Origin of the sequence: uncultured Bacteroides sp. (genome assembly GCF_910585845.1) — a bacterium.
Lineage (GTDB): Bacteria > Bacteroidota > Bacteroidia > Bacteroidales > Bacteroidaceae > Bacteroides.
The window spans coordinates 39,564-59,167 of the sequence record NZ_CAJUHF010000021.1 but is presented as its reverse complement, the minus strand read 5'-3'; the positions used below and the strand labels follow the sequence as shown (position 1 = coordinate 59,167).

Here is a 19,604-nt window from a genome sequence, read left to right as displayed (position 1 = left end):
CGGATACGGAAACCTCTTTAGAAAAAGATTTCAGTCATTTTTAAACAGGCTCTTATTTCCAATAGAAATAAAATCTATGTCTTTATTTTGTTCAGGAGTGCTTTGTTTCCACTTTGTAAAAAGTACAGATAATCTTTCGCGCTTGCTCTGACAATGTTATTCTGTACATACTGCCCGCTTTAAGAAATCCTCTATGCTTTCTCCCTCATTTTGGGATATGCAGTTACCGTTCTTAATGTCTTCTTCCCCCTTGCGTATCGCTCCCATCGTTTCCGGAGACGACATGATATATTCTGTTTCTTTTAGAGAGTTATATTCTTCCAGGGAAATCATCACCACTCCTGTTCCGTTTCCGCGATTGATAACTACCGTATCGCAATCATCAATGACTGAATCAATATATTCTTTTAGATTGGCTCTTAAATCCGTATAATTTGCAGTTCTCATAAATCTTCCTTTTTAGTAGTACAAATATATGTACTATTCTGAGTACTTACAAATATAAAGTCTTTAAGTTCTTCATAGACCAAAGCCGTGCGGGCAAATCCCAATACCCTGTCGCAATCATAATGTGATTACAGTCAGGTCGTGAGATTAACTCTTTGATATATTTGACGAGTTTAAACTGCTCGGAGTTATCAATTAGGGCATTTGCCATAGTTATTATTGTTTTATGCGACTTTGCCGGTTTCGATTTCGGATTTGAGAAACTGGAAGATATAGACTGCACTCTGATAATATAGACCGCATTCGGGGTCATTTAGCTTGGCGAAGGTGGTTGATGAATATAGTTCGTCAAGTGAGCGGTGTATGTCCCAGCCATATTCTGCCATAAGCATTTCAGCTAGTTCTGCCGTAAGGCATTCTATTTGAAACTGTATGTCTTGTGTCATAATTCGATACGTTTTAAGAAGTTTACGGCTTTGGGCGTGCCGAAGAAGTATTGGACTGCATGGTCGCCCTTAAATCTCAGTTCTTCAACCAATGTTGACGCCGACAGATAACCCATTATGAAACGGCGAATCTGAACGCCAACCGTATCATCGGCAATAGGTCCTATAACAACATCATAAGGATGAGCTGGAACATCGGAAACTCAAAGCATGATAAAGTGGGAGTCCCGTCGTTGAGAAATCGAGTTGTTCGAACTGCCATCTCCATAGCTTGTTCAGGATTGGCATTGTGATAGAAACCCTGCCCGAAATCCTTACCACGTTTACTGCGTGAAAGGTCAATCTGCTCAATGGATACATTTGAGCCGTGATAGAGTCTTGTCATATCTTCCCTCCTTCCCGTTGGCAAATGACTTGAAGGTCTGAAACAACGTTGTCAATAGAGAGGGTATGCTCGGCAGCATGGCAATCAAGAAGGAAATCTATGCCTGTAAAACGGCGAAGATATGCGTAGGCCTGCATGTTGGAGAGGTTATATCGCTGCGCGAAAGCTCCAACACAAGCCACTACATATTCTATTCGATTAAATATTTCTTTCTTGTCCATATTTATACTTTATTACTTACTATTAAGTCTTTAACATCAATATCAAGTAATTCTGAAATCCTCACAAGCGTATCAAGAGAAGGCTGCATCTTGCTGGAACACCATCAGAAAACCGTAGCTTCATTTTTACCGACCTGTTCAGCAAGCCATTTACCTGTTTTGCTGTTTTCAACTAATGCAACTTTTATCCTGTTTATCTTCTGTGATTCCATTTCACTTGCTTTGCTTGCTTATTTCAATACTTTGATGTTTGATACAAAGTTAATGCTTTCTATTAATATAGTCAAATGAATTCAGACCTTTAAAGAGAAGAAAAACAGAGGAATAGAACAAATCTTCCTTTTTAGTAGTACAAATATGTACTACTCTGAGTACTTATAAATATAATCAGTGACTTATTAAGTATAAAATAAAGCTGCTCTCGTGCAAAATCAGCTACCCTCCAAAAACAAAAATCAGATAGAAATCTTGTGATAACTATCTGATTTTCTTAAGAGCGGAAGACGGGGCTCAAACCCGCGACCCTCAGCTTGGAAGGCTAATGCTCTATCAACTGAGCTACTTCCGCAAATTTAGTGGGCAAAGATGGATTCGAACCACCGAAGGCGTAAGCCAGCAGATTTACAGTCTGCCCCATTTGGCCACTCTGGTATTTGCCCTTTTGCTCTCGAGAACTACTTCAAATCTCTCATTGAGTAGGTTTGTTTCTCAATTGCGTTGCAAAGGTACAACTATTTTTGGAAACTCCAAGCAAAATCGATCATTTTTATTGCAGTAATTGCACATTCATCACCTTTATTGCCTAATTTGCCCCCAGCGCGATCCTCGGCTTGCTCCATCGTATTGGTGGTAATCAGACCGTAAATGACTGGTATATTGCCTGTTGCGTTCAATTGGGAGATTCCTTGGGTGGCTCCCATGCAAACATAGTCAAAATGTGGCGTATCGCCCTTAATTACGCAGCCAATTGCAATAACTGCATCCACATTGCTGTATTCTATGAATTGGTTGGCACCAAAAATGAGTTCAAAACTTCCGGGGACAGTCTTTACTATGATATTTTCTTCTTTCGCACCATGCTTCTTCAACGTGTTCATTGCTCCATCTAAGAGTTTACCGGTGATGTTGAAGTTCCATTCGGAGACTACAATACCAAACTTCATCTCTTTGGCGTCGGGAACGGAATTAAAATCGTATTCTGAAAGGTTATGATAAGCTGTTGCCATAATTATATAAAGTTGATAAATTAACGAATTAAAAAGTTGAAATGGGGAAATCCCGAAAAAAGAAACGGATTACACGGACTACACGGTGGATAGTTCTGCCCGCGTAAAATCAGTGTAATCCGTTCCTCTGATATACTAGATATAAATTCTGATATACTATATATAAATAAGGTATATTATTTCTTCAGCAATTTAGCTTGTTCGATGTATTTGTCGATGTCCATAGCCTGGTATGAACGGAAATACTTATCCTTGATTTTGCTGTATGCTTTGATGGCATCGTCATATTTGCCCAGCTTGACAAGGATTTCTCCCGCCTGTTGCAGGTAGATGGGGCTAAGGGAGTTGTTGTCTGCATCGTCGGCTGCGCTCAGCAACATGGAGGCTGCTTTGTCCAGCTGACCCAGTTCGGCGTAGCAATTACCCATGGCGCCTTTCATGGCGGGGGCTACGATCTGGTCTTTTCCGTTGAAGCTGTCGAGGGCTTTCACTGCATTGTCATATTGTCCCAGGTGAGCGTAGCAAAGACCCATGTATGCTTTTGCCAGGTTGGCAGCTTTGGTTCCGCTATATTCATCGGCTACTTTAGCAAAACCTGCAAAGCCGATGCTGTCGCCATTCAGTGCTTGCTCGTAAAGATCTGCTTCAAAGTATTCCTGTCCTTTGAACAATGCAGCCTGCGCTTTTTCTTCGCGTGGTTCTACATAAAGGTTCTTGTACATCACTATACCGGCTACAACGATGATTACTGCTGCTACTGCGCTGATAATTCTCTTTTTGTTGTTGATAAGAAATGCCTCCGATTGTGTTAATGCTTCTTCCACATTCAGGGCTTCGTTAGCTTGCTTTTGTTCTGCCATTTTTATATATTCTTTTTGTTATTATTCTTAATTTAGCCATTTCGACCCGCAAAAATAACTTTTTTATGGGTACCAGCGAAATTTAGCGGCATCTTTTTTTCTATTACGGGGAAAAAGTCAAGAATTTCTGTTTCTGTCCGGCAGATACCTTCTTCTTCGTTATCAATTTGGAAAGTGTATGGTGTTACGTTGGGAAGGGGGATCTCTCATTGAAGAAAAGAGGATCTCTCGTTGAGGAAAAGTGATTGTGTCTTAGAGAAAACTTCATCTCGCGGCACGAGATACAAATCTCAGCACGCGAGATGCCCATCTCAGCAGCCGAGATGTATATCTCGTGCCGCGAGATGAAGTTTTCTCAGTGAAGGATACTCTTTTTGTCAGTGAGTGAAACTTCTTTTTTCGGTGAGTGAAACGCCTTTGTCAGTAAGGGGGACGGTTCTTGGGGCAGTGGGGTATCGGTAGACAGGCTATAGGAAAGGCTTTATGACTGAAGATGGGGCGGGTTATTTCATTCAAATCACTAAAATTTGGCGGGCTTATTTTGTTCTGCTTTCGGTTTGGCTTATCTTTGTGACTGAAATTTGTGTTGCTATATGATACTGAAACGTATATCCATACTCAACTATAAGAACTTGGAGCAGGTGGAACTCTCCTTTTCGCCTAAGCTGAACTGCTTCTTCGGGCAGAACGGCATGGGGAAGACGAATTTGCTGGATGCCGTTTATTTCTTGTCGTTCTGTAAGAGTGCGGGCAATCCGATTGACTCTCAGAACATCCGCCACGAGCAGAACTTCTTTATGATTCAAGGGCTTTATGAGGCTCCCGACGGTACGCCGGAAGAGATTTACTGCGGCATGAAGCGCAGGCAGAAGAAGCAGTTCAAGCGGAACAAGAAGGAATATACCCGCCTGTCCGACCATATCGGTTTCCTGCCCCTGGTGATGGTCTCTCCGGCAGATTCGGAACTGATAGCAGGAGGTAGTGACGAGCGGCGGCGCTTTATGGATGTGGTGATTTCGCAGTATGACAAGGAGTATCTGGAGGCATTGATACGCTACAACAAGGCGTTGCAACAACGGAACACGCTGCTGAAAAGCGAGACTCCGGTGGAGGAGGAGTTGTTTCTTATCTGGGAAGAGATGATGGCTCAGGCGGGAGAGATTGTTTTCCGCAAGCGTGAGGTGTTCATCAATGAGTTCATCCCTATTTTCCAGTCCTTTTATTCCTTCATATCGCAGGATAAGGAGCAGGTGGGGCTGACTTACGACTCGCATGCCCGTGGTGCTTCTCTGCTGGAAGTGATACGGGAGAGCCGCGTGCGCGACCAGATAATGGGCTATTCCTTGCGTGGCATTCATAAAGACGAACTGAATATGCTGTTGGGCGATTTTCCGATAAAGAGGGAGGGCTCCCAAGGACAGAACAAGACGTATCTCGTTGCCTTGAAACTTGCACAGTTTGATTTCCTGAAGCGGACGGGGGCTACTGTCCCGCTGCTTCTGCTGGATGATATCTTCGACAAACTGGATGCTTCGCGGGTGGAGCAGATCATCAAGCTGGTGGCTGGTGACAACTTCGGGCAGATATTCATAACCGATACCAACCGCGAGCACTTGGACCGCATCCTCCATAAGGTGGGCAGCGATTACAAGATGTTCCGAGTGGAGCAGGGTGCCGTAACGGAATGGGAGGAGGATGAAGTATGAAGCGTAATAATGCAGAACAGATAGGCGTGCTGATCCGCAATTTCCTGCGGCAGGAGAGTCTGGAGTCTCCGCTCAATGAGAGGCGGCTTATCTCTTCGTGGTCCGAAATACTGGGGCCTACCATAGCATCGTACACCCGCGAACTCTATATCCGCAACCAGGTGCTGTATGTGCATCTGACGTCCGCCGCCTTGCGTCAGGAGCTGATGATGGGGCGTGATTTGCTGGTGCGCAATCTGAACCGCCATGTGGGGGCGCAAGTCATTACCAACATCATTTTCCGATAGGGAGGCGGAGCAGATATTCCCCTCCGGTTGCAGTTCTTTCCTTAGTTTACTGCTTCGTGGCGTGCGGGCAACGGACGGTATGGAGGTGATAATTCATTTTCATTTGAGGGTTATGATTGTATCCATGCGGATGTCGAACGGTTCCGCAGGTACTTCGTCTACTAATTGAAACGGAAAACAGATGCCGGCTTTGAATGCCGTAAGCTGAGGAAGGAGTCGGTCGTAGTAACCTTTTCCCCGTCCCAGGCGGTTGCCCGTGGCGTCGAACGCTACACCGGGAATGACAGCAAGGTCTATTGCTGCATAGTCGGTGAAGAGTTCTCCGGTAGGTTCTTCAATATCGTATGCTCCTCTTTTCAGGTCTTCGGGGGTGGTGTAGATGCGCAGTTCCAAGGTATCGCCTGTGACAACCGGAAGCAAGATCTGCTTCTCGCGGCTCCACTTTCTGATAAATGCATGTGTATTCACTTCGTCTTTCAGCGAATAATAGAGGAGGACGATGTGCGCCGCCCTGAAAACCGGATGGGCTTCCAGGGCGGCAAGTATTTCAGCGGACTGAGATTGATGCGTAGTGGTCATTTCGTGCAGTTTCTTTAACTGCACCATACGCTTCCGCAGTTCTTTTTTCTTTTCCTTCATCTTTCGGTTCTTCTTTCAATGTCTCTTCCGGAACTTTGGGGAATGCTTCTCCATTCTTCAGGATTTCCAAGGCTTTTTGTACAGTGGCATCACTTTGATTGATATACTTGATGTAGGGTTCCCTGCCTAATATATTGTAGATAATGTTACCATATAAGTTTCTTTCCAATAGTTTGTAGGACTTGTTTATCAGTATATTGCGCCTTTTTACGCCTTTGCTGTCGGCAAAGCGTATGAACTGTTCCACGATGCCTTGCTGCCGGAGGTACTTCAGCATGTCCACTTCGTTGTCCAGTTCGTTCAGCTTGCTCCGGTTGCGATCGGAATATTGGAAGCTGAACTGTATGGTCAGGCCCTTGTTGAGCACTTCGATCAGGTAAGAGGAAGTTCCCGTCGTATCCTGCGGAACGAATACGTCGGGCATGATTCCGCCGCCGCCATAGACAGGGCGTCCCAGACGGGTGGAGTAGCGCAGGCTTTCGTCCAGCTTGATGCTGTCTTTCGAGAAGAACTCGCCATGTTCGTAGCGGGTGATCCAATCCATTTCGTATTTAGAGTCCTTTCCGTTCTTGTAGGGGCGCTGGATGCAACGTCCGGACGGTGTATAGTAGCGGGCTATGGTCAGGCGGATTGCCGAGCCATCGCTGAAGTCGATGGGTTGCTGCACCAAGCCTTTACCAAAGGAACGGCGTCCGACGATCGTTCCGCGGTCGTTGTCCTGAATGGCACCTGCAAAGATTTCGCTGGCGGATGCCGAACCTTCGTCGGTCAGTACCACCAAAGGCATCTTCTGGCAACTGCCTGTCCCGTTGGCGTAGTCTTCCGTGCGCGGATACTTGCGGCCTTGCGCGTAGACGATAAGCTGGCCCTCCGGCAGGAACTCGTTCACCATGCGTACAGCCGCTTCCATATAACCGCCTGTGTTTTCGCGCAAGTCGATAATGACTCCTTCGCATTTCTGATGGCTGAGTTGGGCTATCGCATTCAGTAATTCCACGTGAGTGGTGCGTCCGAACTTACTGATTTGGATGTATCCGTAATTGTCGTTGAGCATATATGCCGCGTCAATGGTGTTCTGCGGGATGTCTCCACGGGTAATCACGAAGTCCAGCAGTTCCTTCTCCGTAGCACGCTTGACGCTGAGTTTCACTTTTGTTCCCTTGGGGCCTTTCAGGGTGCGCATTGCTTTGGTGTTGTTCAGTCCTTTTCCTACAAAGAGACTGTCGTCCACCATGACAATGCGGTCGCCTGCCATCAGTCCTACTTTTTCGGACGGGCCACCTTGGACGACGCTGTTCACATGAATCGTATCTTCCTGGATGGTGAATTGGATGCCGATTCCACTGAAACTACCTTCCAGCTCAGAAGTCACCTCTTCCAGATTTTGTGCGGGGATATAGGTGGAGTGGGGGTCTAATTCTGCCAATATCTGCGGCATGGCTTTTTCCACAAGGTCTGTCATGTTGACGGTGTCTACATACTGGTCTTCGATAACCCGCAGCAAGGCGTTCAGCTTGTTGGAAGACCCGTTGATGATGCCCAGCGTGTTTCCGGCAAAATGCCTGGTGTAAAATGTCCCGATCAGGATTCCCATTACTACACTGATAGCAATGATAAGCGGGGTGAAGCGGGAAGAGTTTTTTGTACTCATGTTTTTAATGGTTGTTAGTTATGGACTACGAGCTACGAATGGTGGCTGCGTGTTCCTGCGTTTTTGTTTATTGTTTGTTTGTTTGTTTCTTTCTTTCTTTTCTTCTTTGTCTGTCGGCACAGGGCTTTACTGATTGTCTGCTGCTGGCTGACCGTTTGACGCTGCTATGTACACGACTTCGACGCCTGCGCGCGTCAACAGTTCGATACCGTCTTCCAAGCGGTATTTTTCGGAGTATACCACCCGCTTGATGCCTGCCTGGATAATCAGCTTGGCACATTCTATGCAGGGTGAAGCCGTGACATACATGGTGGCACCGTCGCTACTGTTGTTGGAACGGGCTATCTTGGTGATGGCATTGGCTTCGGCATGCAACACGTATGGTTTGGTGACGTTGTTGTCATCCTCGCATATATTCTCAAAACCGGCGGGCGTACCGTTGTACCCGTCGGAAATGATCATCTTGTCCTTGACGATGAGGGCGCCCACTTGGCGGCGTTTGCAATAGGAATTTTCCGCCCAAATGCTTGCCATGCGTATATAACGTTTGTCCAGCGCCTCTTGTTTTTCTTTATTAGAACTTTCCATGATGCTGTATTCTTAGTTACCGGAATTGCGTTGTGGAGCAAAAGAGATGAACATGGTGTTTGCTCCTTCCTTATAATAAATATATAGGTTCTTGTTGTCTCCGCCATATCTGTGGGCTTTCTTAAGCCCTTCGACGAATGCCTTGCCTAAATATTTGTCGTTGTCGTTTCCGGCGTTTTTTATCTCTAATGTCAGTTTGCGATTCTCTCCGTTGGCATTCCATCCACCACTGATCTTGGCGGAGGTTGCCCGTCCGGTGAATGTGCCTCCGGCGTTGGATCCGCCTAAAGAGGCGCCGTCAAAATTTAATGTATAATTCTCTCCTCTGATGGTCTCGAAACTCTTGATCCGTGCATTCTGATCTCCTTGCCAGAAGTCGTACATTTTATTCTGTCCTTCTACTGCAATATAGGTCATATACCACGTCTCTCCGGTGAAGATGTTGATCACGTCGTCCGACTGGTCGCATGCGCTCCATACGGGGGTGAGTAAAGTCACTATAAGTAAGTGGACATATATCTTTATTCTTCTCATTTTCTTATTCCATTTCTGATTAATAATGCATCGATAGTCGGTTCTTGTCCCCGGAAACGTTTGTAGAGCACCATCGGGTGTTCCGTACCTCCTTTGGAGAGAATGTTTTCGCGGAATGAGGCAGCCACTTCAGAGTTGAATATCCCTTTCTGTTTGAACAGAGAGAAGGCATCGGCATCCAGGACTTCCGCCCATTTGTAGCTGTAATATCCGGCTGAATACCCGCCGGCAAAGATGTGTGAGAACTGGGTGCTCATGCAAGCCTCTTCTACTGTCGGCAGAATCTGTGCCTTCGCCCATGCTTTCTTCTCAAACTCTTTCACATCGCCGTCGAACGGGGTGGTACGGGTGTACCAAGCCATGTCCAGCAGTCCGAAACTGAGTTGGCGCAGGCAGGCGTAGGCTACATTGAAGTTTGAAGAGTCTATGATGCGTTGCACCAATTCATCCGGTATCAGTTCGCCTGTCTGATAATGTCTGGCGAAGGTATGCAGAAATTCCTTCTCAGTAGCAAAGTTCTCCATGAACTGGGAAGGCAGTTCGACGAAATCCCAATATACGTTGGTGCCGCTCAGGCTTTCGTAGGTTGAGTTGGCAAACATGCCGTGCAGGCTGTGGCCGAATTCGTGCAGGAAAGTCTCCAGTTCACTGAAGGTCAGTAGGGCGGGCTTCTCTTTGGTCGGCTTGGTGAAGTTCATGACGATGGATACGTGCGGGCGGCTGTTTTCACCGGTCGCCTCGTCTATCCATTGGTCTTTGTACGAAGTCATCCATGCTCCTGAGCGTTTTCCTTCTCTGGGATGGAAATCAGTGTAGAGCACAGCAAGGAATTTGCCGTCTTTGTCGAACACGTCGTATGCGTTGACATCCTTGTGATAGACGGGAATGTCCGTGTTCTCTTTGAAGGTGATGCCATAGAGGCGGGTAGCCAGTCCGAAAACTCCCTCTTTCACCCGACTCAGTTCGAGGTAGGGGCGGAGCATTTCGTCATCTATCTGGAATTTCTGGTCTTTCAGTTTATGGGAGTAGTACGACCAGTCCCACGGCATGACCGTGAAATCATTGTCCTGCATTCGGCGTGCCAGTGCTTCCACTTCGGCATACTCCTGTTTGGCAGTCGGGGTATAGGCATCCAGCAGTTGGTTCAGCAGTTTGTATACTGCGTCGCTGTTTTCGGCCATACGTTCTTTCAGGTTATACTCGGCAAAGTTGCTGTAGCCCATCAATTGCGCAAGGCTCAGGCGGGTGTTGGCCAACTTCTTCACGATTTCCAGATTGTCGGTTGCGTCGTTGTGGCTACATTTTGTGTTGTATGCCATGTAAAGTTGGCGACGTAAGTCGCGGTTGTCGGCATACATCATGAACGGGCCGTAGCTGGGAGCCTGCAAGGTGAACACCCAACCTTCCACGCCTTTTTCCTGGGCAGTTTCGGCGGCTGCGTCGATGATGCTTTGGGGCAGACCGGCGAGTTGCGCCTTGTCTGTTAGAACCAGTTTATAGTCATTGGTCTCTTTCAGGTTGTTTTCTCCGAATTGGAGGGTCAGAAGGCTGAGTTCTGTGGTCAAGGCACGGTATTTCTCCTTGTCTTCTCCCTCAAGGTTCGCTCCGCTACGGATAAAACTGTTGTAGATGTCCTCCAGCAGCTTTGTCTGTTCACCGGTCAGGTTCAACTGTTCTTTCTGCTGGTAGACTGTCTTGATTCTGGCAAACAACTTTTCGTTCAGGGTGACGTTGTTGCTGTGCTCGCTCAGTAATGGCATGATCGTTTTTGCCAGTTCCTGCATGTCGTCGTTTGTTTCAGCACTGAGCAAGTTGCCGAATACGGTACTGACATGATTCAGCAACCGGCCTGATTTCTCGTAGGCTGCTATGGTATTGGCGAAGGTCGGGGCGGCAGGATTGTTGATAATCGCTTCAATTTCTGCATCGTGACGGTTGATCCCTTCGCGGATGGCGGGTTCGTAATGTTCGTTTTTTATTTTATCAAACGGAATAGTTCCGTGTGGGGTTGAATATTTCTCGAAAAAAGGATTTTGAGCCTGTATTATGTTCATAAGACACAGCAATATTATAGTTAGTTCTAATTTTATCATCTGATAAATAATCATAAAAATAATCTAACCGCAAAAATGCAAAAAAAATAGCTGATTCAGTGAAGAACCCGCTATATTTTAACAAAGTATATTATTCAATTGAGAGCCTGTTTAAATTCTGTTCAGTCTTCTTTTGAGAACTCTTTTTGAAGAAAATTTAAACAGACTTTTAAGGCGATTATAAAAAAACAGGCAATCTCTGCGGAGATTGCCTGTTTGTATGGTTGTTCAGATACTCTTCTGATTAGCAGTTAACAGATGCCATGTGAGCGATCAAGTCAAGAACCTTGTTAGAGTAACCGATTTCGTTGTCGTACCAAGATACAACCTTAACGAATGTGTCAGTCAAAGCGATACCAGCTTTAGCATCGAAGATAGAAGTGCGAGTGTCACCCAAGAAGTCAGAAGAAACAACTGCATCTTCAGTGTAACCCAAGATACCCTTCAATTCGCCTTCAGAAGCTTCCTTCATGGCAGCACAGATTTCTGCGTAAGTAGCAGGCTTAGCCAAGTTTACAGTCAAGTCAACTACAGAAACGTCCAAAGTCGGAACACGCATTGACATACCAGTCAGTTTACCGTTCAGTGCAGGGATAACTTTACCTACAGCCTTAGCAGCACCAGTAGAAGAAGGAATGATGTTGCCAGAAGCAGCACGACCACCTCTCCAGTCTTTCAAAGAAGGACCGTCAACTGTCTTCTGAGTAGCAGTTGTAGAGTGAACAGTAGTCATCAAACCGTCAGTGATACCGAACTTGTCGTTCAAAACTTTGGCGATAGGAGCCAAACAGTTAGTCGTACAAGAAGCGTTAGATACAAATTGAGTACCCTTAACGTAAGTCTTTTCGTTAACACCACATACGAACATCGGAGTGTCGTCCTTAGAAGGAGCAGACATTACAACGTATTTTGCACCAGCTTCGAGGTGAGCCTGAGCTTTTTCTTTAGTCAGGAACAAGCCAGTTGATTCTACTACATATTCAGCACCTACGGCATCCCATTTCAAGTCAGCAGGATTTCTTTCGGCAGTTACGCGGATTTCATTACCGTTAACAATCAACTTGCTGTTTTCTACGTCAGCTTCGATAGTGCCTGCGAATTGACCGTGCATTGTGTCATATTTCAACATGTAAGCCAAGTAGTCAACCGGGCAAAGGTCATTGATACCAACGATTTGAATATCGTTTCTTGTCTGAGCAGCGCGGAATACGAAACGTCCAATACGTCCGAATCCATTAATACCTACTTTAATCATTTTGTTTAAACTTTTAAGGGTTTTATAATATTTGTTCAAATATCTCTCATTTCGAGTGCATTTACGAGTGCATTTATTTTCGAAATGCGGTGCAAAAGTAAGAAAATGTTTTTATATTCGCGCTTAATTTTATAATTAAATAATAGAAAAGATGGGAAAAAGTTCATTTTTGCAGGATTTTAAATCATTTGCCATGAAGGGCAATGTGGTAGACATGGCTGTCGGTGTGATTATCGGCGGCGCATTTGGTAAAATTGTATCTTCTGTGGTGGCGGACATCATTATGCCGCCTCTCGGTTTGCTGGTGGGTGGCGTCAATTTTACGGATTTGAAATGGGTGATGAAGCCCGCTATGGTGGTGAATGGCAAAGAGATTGCAGCTGTCACGCTGAATTATGGTAATTTTCTGCAAGTGACCTTTGATTTTCTCATCATTGCCTTCTCTATATTCTTGTTCATCAAACTGCTGACGAAATTGACGAATAAGAAGAAAGAAGAAGCGTCTGCGGCACCTCCCGCACCTCCTGCACCGTCGAAGGAAGAAGTGCTGCTGACGGAGATCAGGGATTTGCTGAAAGAAAAACGATAAAAAGAACGAATTCAGGTATCCCGCTATGCCTGCTCCGTGTTAGTTTTATGTCAAGGCCGTGTCGACTCCAAATCTGTTCCAAGTGTATAGTATGGAGAAAACACGGCTTTGACATGAAAAAAAGGTCGGTAAACAGGGAAATGGAACAAATTGGCACAGGGGGGCTGGTTTCTGTCATGTTTTCCGGTGTATCAAGTGATTAATTTATTTGCAAATGTAGATTTTTGCCTTGTAATTCCTGATAATTCTCCAGTTTTTTCTATTTTTGCGGACTATTTTAAACTAAATTCATATCGAATTATATGCAGGAAAAGATTATCATTCTTGACTTCGGTTCGCAGACTACGCAGCTCATTGGCCGTCGTGTCCGTGAACTGAATACCTATTGTGAAATTGTTCCTTATAATAAATTTCCGAAAGGGGATGAAAGCGTGAAGGGAGTTATTCTCTCGGGCAGTCCGTTTTCCGTATATGATGAAAGTGCATTCAAGGTTGATTTGAATGAGATCCGCGGCAAGTATCCTATTTTGGGCATTTGCTACGGTGCACAGTTCATTTCGTATACGAACGGCGGCAGAGTGGAACCTGCCGGAAGCCGCGAGTACGGACGCGCACATTTGAGTTCCTTTGACAAGGAGAACGTGCTGTTTAAAGGTGTGAAAGAAGGCACACAGGTGTGGATGAGCCACGGTGACACCATCACCGCCATTCCTTCCGGTTTCAAGAAAATTGCTTCTACGGATAAGGTGGAGATTGCTGCCTATCAGATAGAGAATGAGCAGGTTTGGGGCGTACAGTTCCATCCGGAAGTGTTCCATTCGGAAGATGGCACACAGATGCTGCGGAATTTCGTGGTAGACGTTTGCGGTTGCAAGCAGGACTGGAGCGCGGCTTCGTTCATTGAGATCACGGTTGCCGAGTTGAAGGAACAGTTGGGCAATGACAAAGTTGTGCTTGGTCTGAGCGGTGGTGTGGATTCATCGGTTGCCGCTGTCCTGTTGAACCGGGCTATTGGTAAGAATCTGACTTGTATCTTCGTAGACCACGGCATGCTTCGCAAGAACGAGTTCAAGAATGTGCTGCACGACTATGAATGTCTGGGACTGAATGTGATTGGCGTCGATGCCAGCGCCAAGTTCTTTGCAGAACTGGCCGGTGTGGTAGAGCCGGAGAAGAAACGTAAGATCATAGGCAAGGGCTTTATCGATGTGTTTGATGCCGAAGCTCATAAGATTGAGGATGTGAAATGGTTGGCGCAGGGCACTATCTACCCCGATTGCATAGAGTCGCTTTCCATCACCGGGACGGTCATCAAGAGCCATCACAATGTGGGCGGTCTGCCAGAGAAGATGAATCTGAAGCTTTGCGAGCCGTTGCGTTTGCTGTTTAAGGATGAAGTCCGCCGCGTGGGCCGTGAGCTGGGCATGCCCGAACACCTGATTACCCGTCATCCTTTCCCGGGACCGGGATTGGCAGTGCGCATCCTGGGTGACATTACTCCCGAAAAGGTGGCTATCCTGCAGAATGCGGATGATATCTTCATACAGGGTCTGCGCGACTGGAAGGTGAAGGATGCAGACGGCAATGAAACTTCGCTCTATCATCAGGTATGGCAGGCGGGAGTCATTCTGCTTCCGGTGCAGTCGGTAGGTGTGATGGGCGATGAGCGCACATACGAACGTGCCGTTGCCCTCCGTGCGGTGACTTCTACAGATGCCATGACGGCAGACTGGGCACACTTGCCATACGAATTCTTGGGAAAAGTATCCAACGATATTATTAATAAGGTGAAAGGTGTGAACCGCGTGACGTACGATATTTCGTCAAAACCGCCCGCAACAATAGAGTGGGAATAATACGGTAGAAAGATAGAGAGATTATAGAAAGAAAGGCACTGTGTGAACGACTTCACGCAGTGCCTTCTTTCGTTAAATGCTTTCTTTTCGCTTTCTTTTCGTTAAATGCTTCTTTTCGTTAAATGCCTTCTTTTTGTTTTACGCTTTCTTTCCTCTTTTTATGCCTCTTCTTTATTACCTTTTTTATTACCACTTTTTTCTTTCCCACTTTCTTTATCCCCTTCTTTCTCTCCTGCGTCATTTTTCCCCCGCAGATAGACGGAAGGTGAATGTCCGAACTGCTTCTTGAAGCACTTGCTGAAGTAGAACGGGTCTTCGATACCCACCTTATAGGATACTTCCGCCACCGTATAACGGTTTTCGAGTAACAGCTCCGCCGCTTTCTTCATTCGGATGATGCGCATATATTCGTTGGGCGAATACCCCGTCACCCCACGCACCTTGCGGTAGAACGTAGAGCGTCCGAGGCCCATTATGGCAGCCAGATCGTCTACGGCAAACTGGCTGTTGCCGATCTGCTGCTCCAGTATCTCTTGCAACTTGGCGGCAAATTGCTTGTCTTTCTCCGACGTGCAGATGGTAGGCGCTACCATGTTGGGGTCGTCCGAGAATTTCTTCCGCAGTTTCTCCCGTTGGTTGATCAGCTGGAATGCTCTTGCCAGCAGCAGCTTGGGGTTGAATGGTTTGGTTATGTACGCATCCGCACCGCTTTCCACGCCTTTCAGGTGATTTTCTGCCGAGCTCATGGCAGTCAGCAGGATGATGGGGATGTGGCTGGTGTCGAAGTCATTCTTCAGTTTGCGGGTCACCTCGAAGCCCGTCAGACCCGGCATCAGTACGTCGCAGATGATGAGGTCGGCATCGTACGTACGTGCGCGCTCCAGACCTGAAAGGCCGTCGGCCTCGGTCTCCACGTCGAAGTAGGGTTTGAACTCTTCTTTCAGGAACTCGCGCACATCGTTGTCATCCTCTATGATGAGCAGTTTATAAGGATTGGATGTTGTCGCCTTTGCTTCTGTTTGGCTGATTTCCAGAAGGGCGGTCTCTTCTTTATGCTCTTCCTCATGCTTTTCCTCATGCTCATATTCTACCTTATAATCTACCTCATGCTTTTCCTTATGCTCTTTATCATGCTCATGCTTTTCTTCATATTCATGTTCATGCCCATGTTCATGTTTATGCTCATGTTCTTCTGCATACTCATACTTATGCTTATGCTCTTCTGCATACTCATATTCATGTTCATGCTCTTCTTCATGCTCATGCTCGTAGGGTTTTTCTTTCGGGAAAGCATTGTGAGGGATGAGGAAGTCTTTCTCTTCGTACGCGTCTGTGGTGGTGGGGAGGGAGACGGTGAAGACGGAGCCTCCGCCCGGATTTTCATCGTAGGTGATGGTGCCTTTGTGCACGTTGACCAGTTCGCGGGTGAGGTGGAGGCCTATTCCGGTGCTGTTGCTGGAGAAGTTGCTTTGCATGAAGCGCTTGAACAGTTCGCCCCGTTTCTCTTGGGCTATGCCGATGCCGGTGTCTGACACGGAGATGACCAGGCTCTTCTTCTCTTTGTCTACGATGGCGGAGAGGGTGACTTTCCCGTTGCTTGGGGTGTATTTGAAGGCGTTGGACAGTAGGTTGTAGACTACTTTGTCCAGGTTGCCTTTGTCGATGAACATCTTATGGAAGGCCGCTGAGGGCTGGAACCGGAAGTCCATGTTCTTGGATGCTGCCGTGTCTTGGAAGCTGAGGAATATCTCGTGCAGGAAACCCATGACGTCGGTCTCTTCGAGCGAGAGTGCCAGTTTGTTGTTCTGCATCTTGCGGAATTCCAGCAGCTGGTTGATCAGACGCAGCATGCGCTGGGTACTTTTGTTCATCACCTTCAGTGAGTTTTCCATCTCTTGGGGTATTTTCTCTATGCTCTGTATCTTTTCGAATGCACCTTGAATCAGGGTCAGGGGGGTGCGGAACTCGTGTGAGATGTTGGTGAAGAAGACCAGTTTGTATTCGGTCAGTTGTTTTTCCATCTCTACTTTATTGCGCAGGAAGTGGAAGTTGAGCACCAGTCGGTAGGCGATGTACAGGATGGCGATGAGGAGTACCGCATAGATGAGGAATGCCCATGTCGTCTTCCAGAAGGGTGGGGTCACGATGATTTTCAGTACGGCTTCCCGGTCGGCTGAGACGCCTGTGGCGTTGCATACTTTGACGTGCAGGCTGTAGGTGCCCGGTGGCAGGTTCTTGTAGGAGGCGAAGCTGAGGGGGGAGGGTTTGCTCCACTCTTTGTCGTAGTTTTCGAGGCGGTAGGTATAGGTGTAGCTGTTGCTTTCGGAGTAGTCGAAGGTGGTGAAATCGATGGTGAAGGAGTTTTGGAAATACTTCAGCCGGATTTCGTTGGTGTACATCATGGCGTTCTTCAGCGGGGAGTCTGTGTCTCGCGGGCGCATGGAGGTGCCGTTCACCTGGAGGTTGGTGAAGGTGACGACGGGAGGGGCGGCGTTGTGTTTCCTGATCTGTTGGGGGTTGATGACGAGTAGGCCGTAGTTGGTGCCGAACAGCAGCCGTCCGTCTTGGCTGATGCAGGCGCTGTTGTCGCTGTAGACGTCGCCCAGGGTGTAGGGCGAGAAGAAGAAGTTGTCGAAGGTCTGCCGTTCGGGATCGAAGCGGGAGATGCCGTATTCGGTGGAGATCCAGAGGCGGTGTTGATCGTCTTCGATGATGGCTTGTACCATGTTGTTCACCAGTCCGTTGTTGGTGTTGTAGTGCTTGAAGCTGAGTTGGTTGTAGTCTCCTTCGGGGTTGCACATGCTCAGGCCTCCTCCGGAGGTGCCGATCCAGATGCGTCCTTGGGTGTCTTGGTAGATGCTTTTGATTTCGTTGCTGCGCAGTTTGCGGTTGTTGTAGTTGTATATCAGGTAGTTGGTGGAGTCGGCGATGAGGGAGTCGGGCTGGAATAGGTATACTCCGTCGTTGTTTCCTACCCATATCCATCCGTTTCGGTCTTCGAGCAGGGTGCGTGTGCGTTGTTGTCCGAATCCTTTGTCGAAGAAGTGTCGGAAGGTGTATCCGTGTTCTTCTTTGCGGGCGAGGTCGAGTCCGCCGCCGAAGGTTCCTACCCACATTCGTCCTTTGCGGTCGCAGAGCAGGGTGAAGATGTTGTTGTTGGCGATGGAGGCGGGGTTTGTGTTTTCTCTGACGTACCGTTGTCCGCCTATGGAGAGTCCGTTGCCCCGGCTTCCCATCCAGAGGGTTCCGTCGTGATCTTCGGCTATGGCGTAGATGTTGGTGCTGAGTTGGCGTTTGTTTTTCTGGGTGCTTACTTGGGGGTCGTAGGTGTAGAGTCCTCCTCCTCGGGTGCCGATGCAGATGTCGTTGTTCGTCAGGCGGGTGAGCATCCTGACGGTGTTTGAGCGGTCGGATAGTGAGCTGGCTTCGGGGTAGATGCGCTGTATGCCTTGGTTGAGGATGGTGAGTCGGGTGACTCCGGCGTATTCGGAGCTGGTCCAGATGGTTCCGGAGCTGTCTTCGATGATGTATTGGAGGTAGTTGGAGCTGATGTGGCTGAAGCTGTCTATCTGGAATTCGAAGTGCTGGAGTTCTTGGGTGAGGGTGTCGTAGGCGAAGAGTCCGTTGCCGTAGGTGGATATCCAGATGATGCCTCTGGAGTCGTGTACGACGTGGTAGCGTTCCATGTCGACGTAGTTCAGCTTGTCGGGGGGGCTGAGGCGGAAGGTTTTGACGGCGCGTGTGCGGGCGTTGATGTATCGGACGTTGCCTGTGTGGTTGTATACCCAGTAGTTGCCGAGGTTGTCGGTGATGACGTTTCCGTTGGGGATGTCGAGTTGGGGTTGCCGGGTTGTGCGGTGGGTGTTCATGTTGAAGATGAATCCGCCGGCGGAGGTGAATATGACCCAGTCGTCGTCGAGGCGGAGGGTGCCGTAGACGGTGGTGGGGGTGGCGTTGTCGGGGAGTCGGGTGATGGGGGTGGCGGTGGGGGCGGCGGGTTCTTTCTTCGAGATGAGTCCTCGGCGGGAGAGGAAGAAGGTGGCTTGTCCGAAGGATTGGGCGGCGAAGGCGTCGTTGGGGTCGACTGTGATGGTTGGGGTGGCGGCGGTGCTTTGTCGGGTGTTGATTTGGGCTACGCCTTGGTTGGTTCCGATCCAGATGTTTCCCTGTTGGTCTTGGTAGACGTAGGAGACGTGGTTTGAGGGGAGGTTTCCGAGATCTTTCTTGTAGGCTACGGAGGTGAATTTGCCGTTTGCGTAGCGGATGTGTCGGCATCCGTTGTGGTTGTTCCAGAGCCAGATGTCGCCGTCGGCGGTTTCGAGTTTTCGGTCGTAGTGCTGGCGGTGTGCGTTGCATCCGGTGAAGTCGACGAAGCGTTCTTGCCTTGGGTCGTAGCAGTTGAAGTATTCTCCGGAGGTTTCTATCCATAGGAATCCGTTTCGGTCTTCGGTGATGGCGCGTGCGTGGTTGCTGGCCAGTGATACGCGTGTGTGTTCCGGTCCGTTTTCGGGCTGGAAGGTGACGAAGGAGTTGCCGTCGTAGCGGCTAAGTCCGTTCAGGGTGCCGAACCAGATGAATCCTTTACTGTCTTGGAATATGTAGCAGACGGAGTTGTTGGGCAGTCCGTCGGAGGTGGTCATGTGGCTGGAGCGTATCTCAACGGTCGCCAGTGCCTCCAAAAGGGGGAGGAACAGGGACAGACATAATAGGAGCAGGTGTTTTTTCATTTTTCATAGGTTATAGAACTCCGCAAAGATAGGGAAAAACTCAAGAAATTCAAAAAATCAAATAATCAAATAATTTATCAGCGCAGGAACTCGG

16 protein-coding genes, 2 tRNA genes and 2 pseudogenes are annotated in these 19,604 nt (G+C 47.8%); 4 read left to right on the top strand and 16 right to left on the bottom strand.

The window, feature by feature from the left end; genetic code table 11:
• Positions 1-156: 156 nt before the first annotated feature.
• The 9 genes and pseudogenes from QZ323_RS07955 to QZ323_RS07915 form a co-directional block, all read right to left on the bottom strand.
• Positions 157-447: a type II toxin-antitoxin system prevent-host-death family antitoxin gene (locus QZ323_RS07955; protein ID WP_294634065.1), complete on the bottom strand. Its 291-nt coding sequence runs from the start codon at positions 445-447 to the stop codon at positions 157-159.
• Between the two features lie 224 nt (positions 448-671).
• On the bottom strand, positions 672-893 hold the full coding sequence (locus QZ323_RS07950; RefSeq protein WP_294634064.1) for a hypothetical protein: 222 nt from the start codon (positions 891-893) through the stop codon (positions 672-674).
• A pseudogene (locus QZ323_RS07945) lies at positions 890-1,278 on the bottom strand (DUF3990 domain-containing protein). Before QZ323_RS07945 ends, QZ323_RS07950 begins: the two are co-directional and overlap by 4 nt.
• Complete coding sequence (locus QZ323_RS07940; protein WP_294634063.1) at positions 1,275-1,499, bottom strand: DUF3791 domain-containing protein; 225 nt, start codon at positions 1,497-1,499, stop codon at positions 1,275-1,277. The pseudogene QZ323_RS07945 and the gene QZ323_RS07940 overlap by 4 nt, the downstream one beginning before the upstream one ends.
• Before the next feature lie 2 nt (positions 1,500-1,501).
• Positions 1,502-1,711, bottom strand: a pseudogene (locus QZ323_RS07935) (helix-turn-helix transcriptional regulator).
• A 283-nt stretch (positions 1,712-1,994) separates the two neighbouring features.
• Positions 1,995-2,067: transfer RNA gene (locus QZ323_RS07930), tRNA-Gly, on the bottom strand.
• Between the two features lie 8 nt (positions 2,068-2,075).
• Positions 2,076-2,158: transfer RNA gene (locus QZ323_RS07925), tRNA-Tyr, on the bottom strand.
• Between the two features lie 72 nt (positions 2,159-2,230).
• Entirely contained in the window at positions 2,231-2,725 is a 495-nt protein-coding gene (gene ribH, locus QZ323_RS07920) for a 6,7-dimethyl-8-ribityllumazine synthase (RefSeq protein WP_294634062.1), read from the bottom strand.
• A 176-nt stretch (positions 2,726-2,901) separates the two neighbouring features.
• A complete protein-coding gene (locus tag QZ323_RS07915; RefSeq protein WP_294634061.1) occupies positions 2,902-3,585 on the bottom strand; it encodes a tetratricopeptide repeat protein in 684 nt (227 codons plus the stop codon).
• Positions 3,586-4,178: 593 nt separating this feature from the next.
• Between QZ323_RS07915 and recF the strand changes: the two genes are divergently transcribed.
• Positions 4,179-5,291 carry a DNA replication and repair protein RecF gene (gene recF, locus QZ323_RS07910; protein ID WP_294634060.1) on the top strand — a complete coding sequence of 371 codons (1,113 nt, stop codon included), beginning with the start codon at positions 4,179-4,181 and terminating at the stop codon, positions 5,289-5,291.
• The gene (locus tag QZ323_RS07905) at positions 5,288-5,578 is read left to right on the top strand and encodes a DUF721 domain-containing protein (RefSeq protein WP_294634059.1); all 291 of its coding nucleotides are present in this window, start codon (positions 5,288-5,290) and stop codon (positions 5,576-5,578) included. The genes recF and QZ323_RS07905 overlap by 4 nt, the downstream gene beginning before the upstream one ends.
• 99 nt (positions 5,579-5,677) lie before the next feature.
• Here QZ323_RS07905 and QZ323_RS07900 read toward each other — a convergent pair whose 3' ends face one another.
• The 6 genes from QZ323_RS07900 to gap all read right to left on the bottom strand — a co-directional run bounded on the left by QZ323_RS07900 (position 5,678) and on the right by gap (position 12,338).
• Positions 5,678-6,217 carry a 5-formyltetrahydrofolate cyclo-ligase gene (locus QZ323_RS07900; RefSeq protein ID WP_294634058.1) on the bottom strand — a complete coding sequence of 180 codons (540 nt, stop codon included), beginning with the start codon at positions 6,215-6,217 and terminating at the stop codon, positions 5,678-5,680.
• Positions 6,126-7,868, bottom strand: a complete 1,743-nt coding sequence (locus QZ323_RS07895) for a S41 family peptidase (RefSeq protein WP_294634057.1) — start codon at positions 7,866-7,868, stop codon at positions 6,126-6,128. Before QZ323_RS07895 ends, QZ323_RS07900 begins: the two co-directional genes overlap by 92 nt.
• A gap of 126 nt (positions 7,869-7,994) precedes the next feature.
• Complete coding sequence (locus tag QZ323_RS07890) at positions 7,995-8,456, bottom strand: dCMP deaminase family protein (protein WP_294634056.1); 462 nt, start codon at positions 8,454-8,456, stop codon at positions 7,995-7,997.
• 12 nt (positions 8,457-8,468) lie between these two features.
• Complete coding sequence (locus QZ323_RS07885) at positions 8,469-8,990, bottom strand: DUF4847 family protein (protein ID WP_294634055.1); 522 nt, start codon at positions 8,988-8,990, stop codon at positions 8,469-8,471.
• Positions 8,987-11,044 carry a M3 family metallopeptidase gene (locus tag QZ323_RS07880; RefSeq protein WP_294634054.1) on the bottom strand — a complete coding sequence of 686 codons (2,058 nt, stop codon included), beginning with the start codon at positions 11,042-11,044 and terminating at the stop codon, positions 8,987-8,989. Before QZ323_RS07880 ends, QZ323_RS07885 begins: the two co-directional genes overlap by 4 nt.
• A 283-nt stretch (positions 11,045-11,327) precedes the next feature.
• Positions 11,328-12,338, bottom strand: coding sequence for a type I glyceraldehyde-3-phosphate dehydrogenase (gene gap, locus QZ323_RS07875; RefSeq protein ID WP_294634053.1), 1,011 nt, complete (start codon positions 12,336-12,338; stop codon positions 11,328-11,330).
• A 151-nt stretch (positions 12,339-12,489) separates the two neighbouring features.
• Between gap and mscL the strand changes: the two genes are divergently transcribed.
• Positions 12,490-12,927 carry a large-conductance mechanosensitive channel protein MscL gene (gene mscL, locus QZ323_RS07870; RefSeq protein WP_294634052.1) on the top strand — a complete coding sequence of 146 codons (438 nt, stop codon included), beginning with the start codon at positions 12,490-12,492 and terminating at the stop codon, positions 12,925-12,927.
• Positions 12,928-13,229: 302 nt separating this feature from the next.
• A complete protein-coding gene (gene guaA / locus QZ323_RS07865) occupies positions 13,230-14,783 on the top strand; it encodes a glutamine-hydrolyzing GMP synthase (RefSeq protein WP_294634051.1) in 1,554 nt (517 codons plus the stop codon).
• A 158-nt stretch (positions 14,784-14,941) separates the two neighbouring features.
• Here the strand turns inward: guaA and QZ323_RS07860 are convergent, their stop codons facing one another.
• On the bottom strand, positions 14,942-19,510 hold the full coding sequence (locus tag QZ323_RS07860) for a hybrid sensor histidine kinase/response regulator transcription factor (RefSeq protein ID WP_294634050.1): 4,569 nt from the start codon (positions 19,508-19,510) through the stop codon (positions 14,942-14,944).
• Positions 19,511-19,604: the final 94 nt, after the last annotated feature.

What these genes read in the sequence shown, in the direction of transcription:
- QZ323_RS07955 (WP_294634065.1), bottom strand. Translation starts at nt 447, where the DNA reads ATGAGAACTGCAAATTATACGGATTTAAGAGCCAATCTAAAAGAATAT.
- QZ323_RS07950 (WP_294634064.1), bottom strand. Translation starts at nt 893, where the DNA reads ATGACACAAGACATACAGTTTCAAATAGAATGCCTTACGGCAGAACTA.
- QZ323_RS07940 (WP_294634063.1), bottom strand. Translation starts at nt 1,499, where the DNA reads ATGGACAAGAAAGAAATATTTAATCGAATAGAATATGTAGTGGCTTGT.
- ribH (WP_294634062.1), bottom strand. Translation starts at nt 2,725, where the DNA reads ATGGCAACAGCTTATCATAACCTTTCAGAATACGATTTTAATTCCGTT.
- QZ323_RS07915 (WP_294634061.1), bottom strand. Translation starts at nt 3,585, where the DNA reads ATGGCAGAACAAAAGCAAGCTAACGAAGCCCTGAATGTGGAAGAAGCA.
- recF (WP_294634060.1), top strand. Translation starts at nt 4,179, where the DNA reads ATGATACTGAAACGTATATCCATACTCAACTATAAGAACTTGGAGCAG.
- QZ323_RS07905 (WP_294634059.1), top strand. Translation starts at nt 5,288, where the DNA reads ATGAAGCGTAATAATGCAGAACAGATAGGCGTGCTGATCCGCAATTTC.
- QZ323_RS07900 (WP_294634058.1), bottom strand. Translation starts at nt 6,217, where the DNA reads ATGAAGGAAAAGAAAAAAGAACTGCGGAAGCGTATGGTGCAGTTAAAG.
- QZ323_RS07895 (WP_294634057.1), bottom strand. Translation starts at nt 7,868, where the DNA reads ATGAGTACAAAAAACTCTTCCCGCTTCACCCCGCTTATCATTGCTATC.
- QZ323_RS07890 (WP_294634056.1), bottom strand. Translation starts at nt 8,456, where the DNA reads ATGGAAAGTTCTAATAAAGAAAAACAAGAGGCGCTGGACAAACGTTAT.
- QZ323_RS07885 (WP_294634055.1), bottom strand. Translation starts at nt 8,990, where the DNA reads ATGAGAAGAATAAAGATATATGTCCACTTACTTATAGTGACTTTACTC.
- QZ323_RS07880 (WP_294634054.1), bottom strand. Translation starts at nt 11,044, where the DNA reads ATGAACATAATACAGGCTCAAAATCCTTTTTTCGAGAAATATTCAACC.
- gap (WP_294634053.1), bottom strand. Translation starts at nt 12,338, where the DNA reads ATGATTAAAGTAGGTATTAATGGATTCGGACGTATTGGACGTTTCGTA.
- mscL (WP_294634052.1), top strand. Translation starts at nt 12,490, where the DNA reads ATGGGAAAAAGTTCATTTTTGCAGGATTTTAAATCATTTGCCATGAAG.
- guaA (WP_294634051.1), top strand. Translation starts at nt 13,230, where the DNA reads ATGCAGGAAAAGATTATCATTCTTGACTTCGGTTCGCAGACTACGCAG.
- QZ323_RS07860 (WP_294634050.1), bottom strand. Translation starts at nt 19,510, where the DNA reads ATGAAAAAACACCTGCTCCTATTATGTCTGTCCCTGTTCCTCCCCCTT.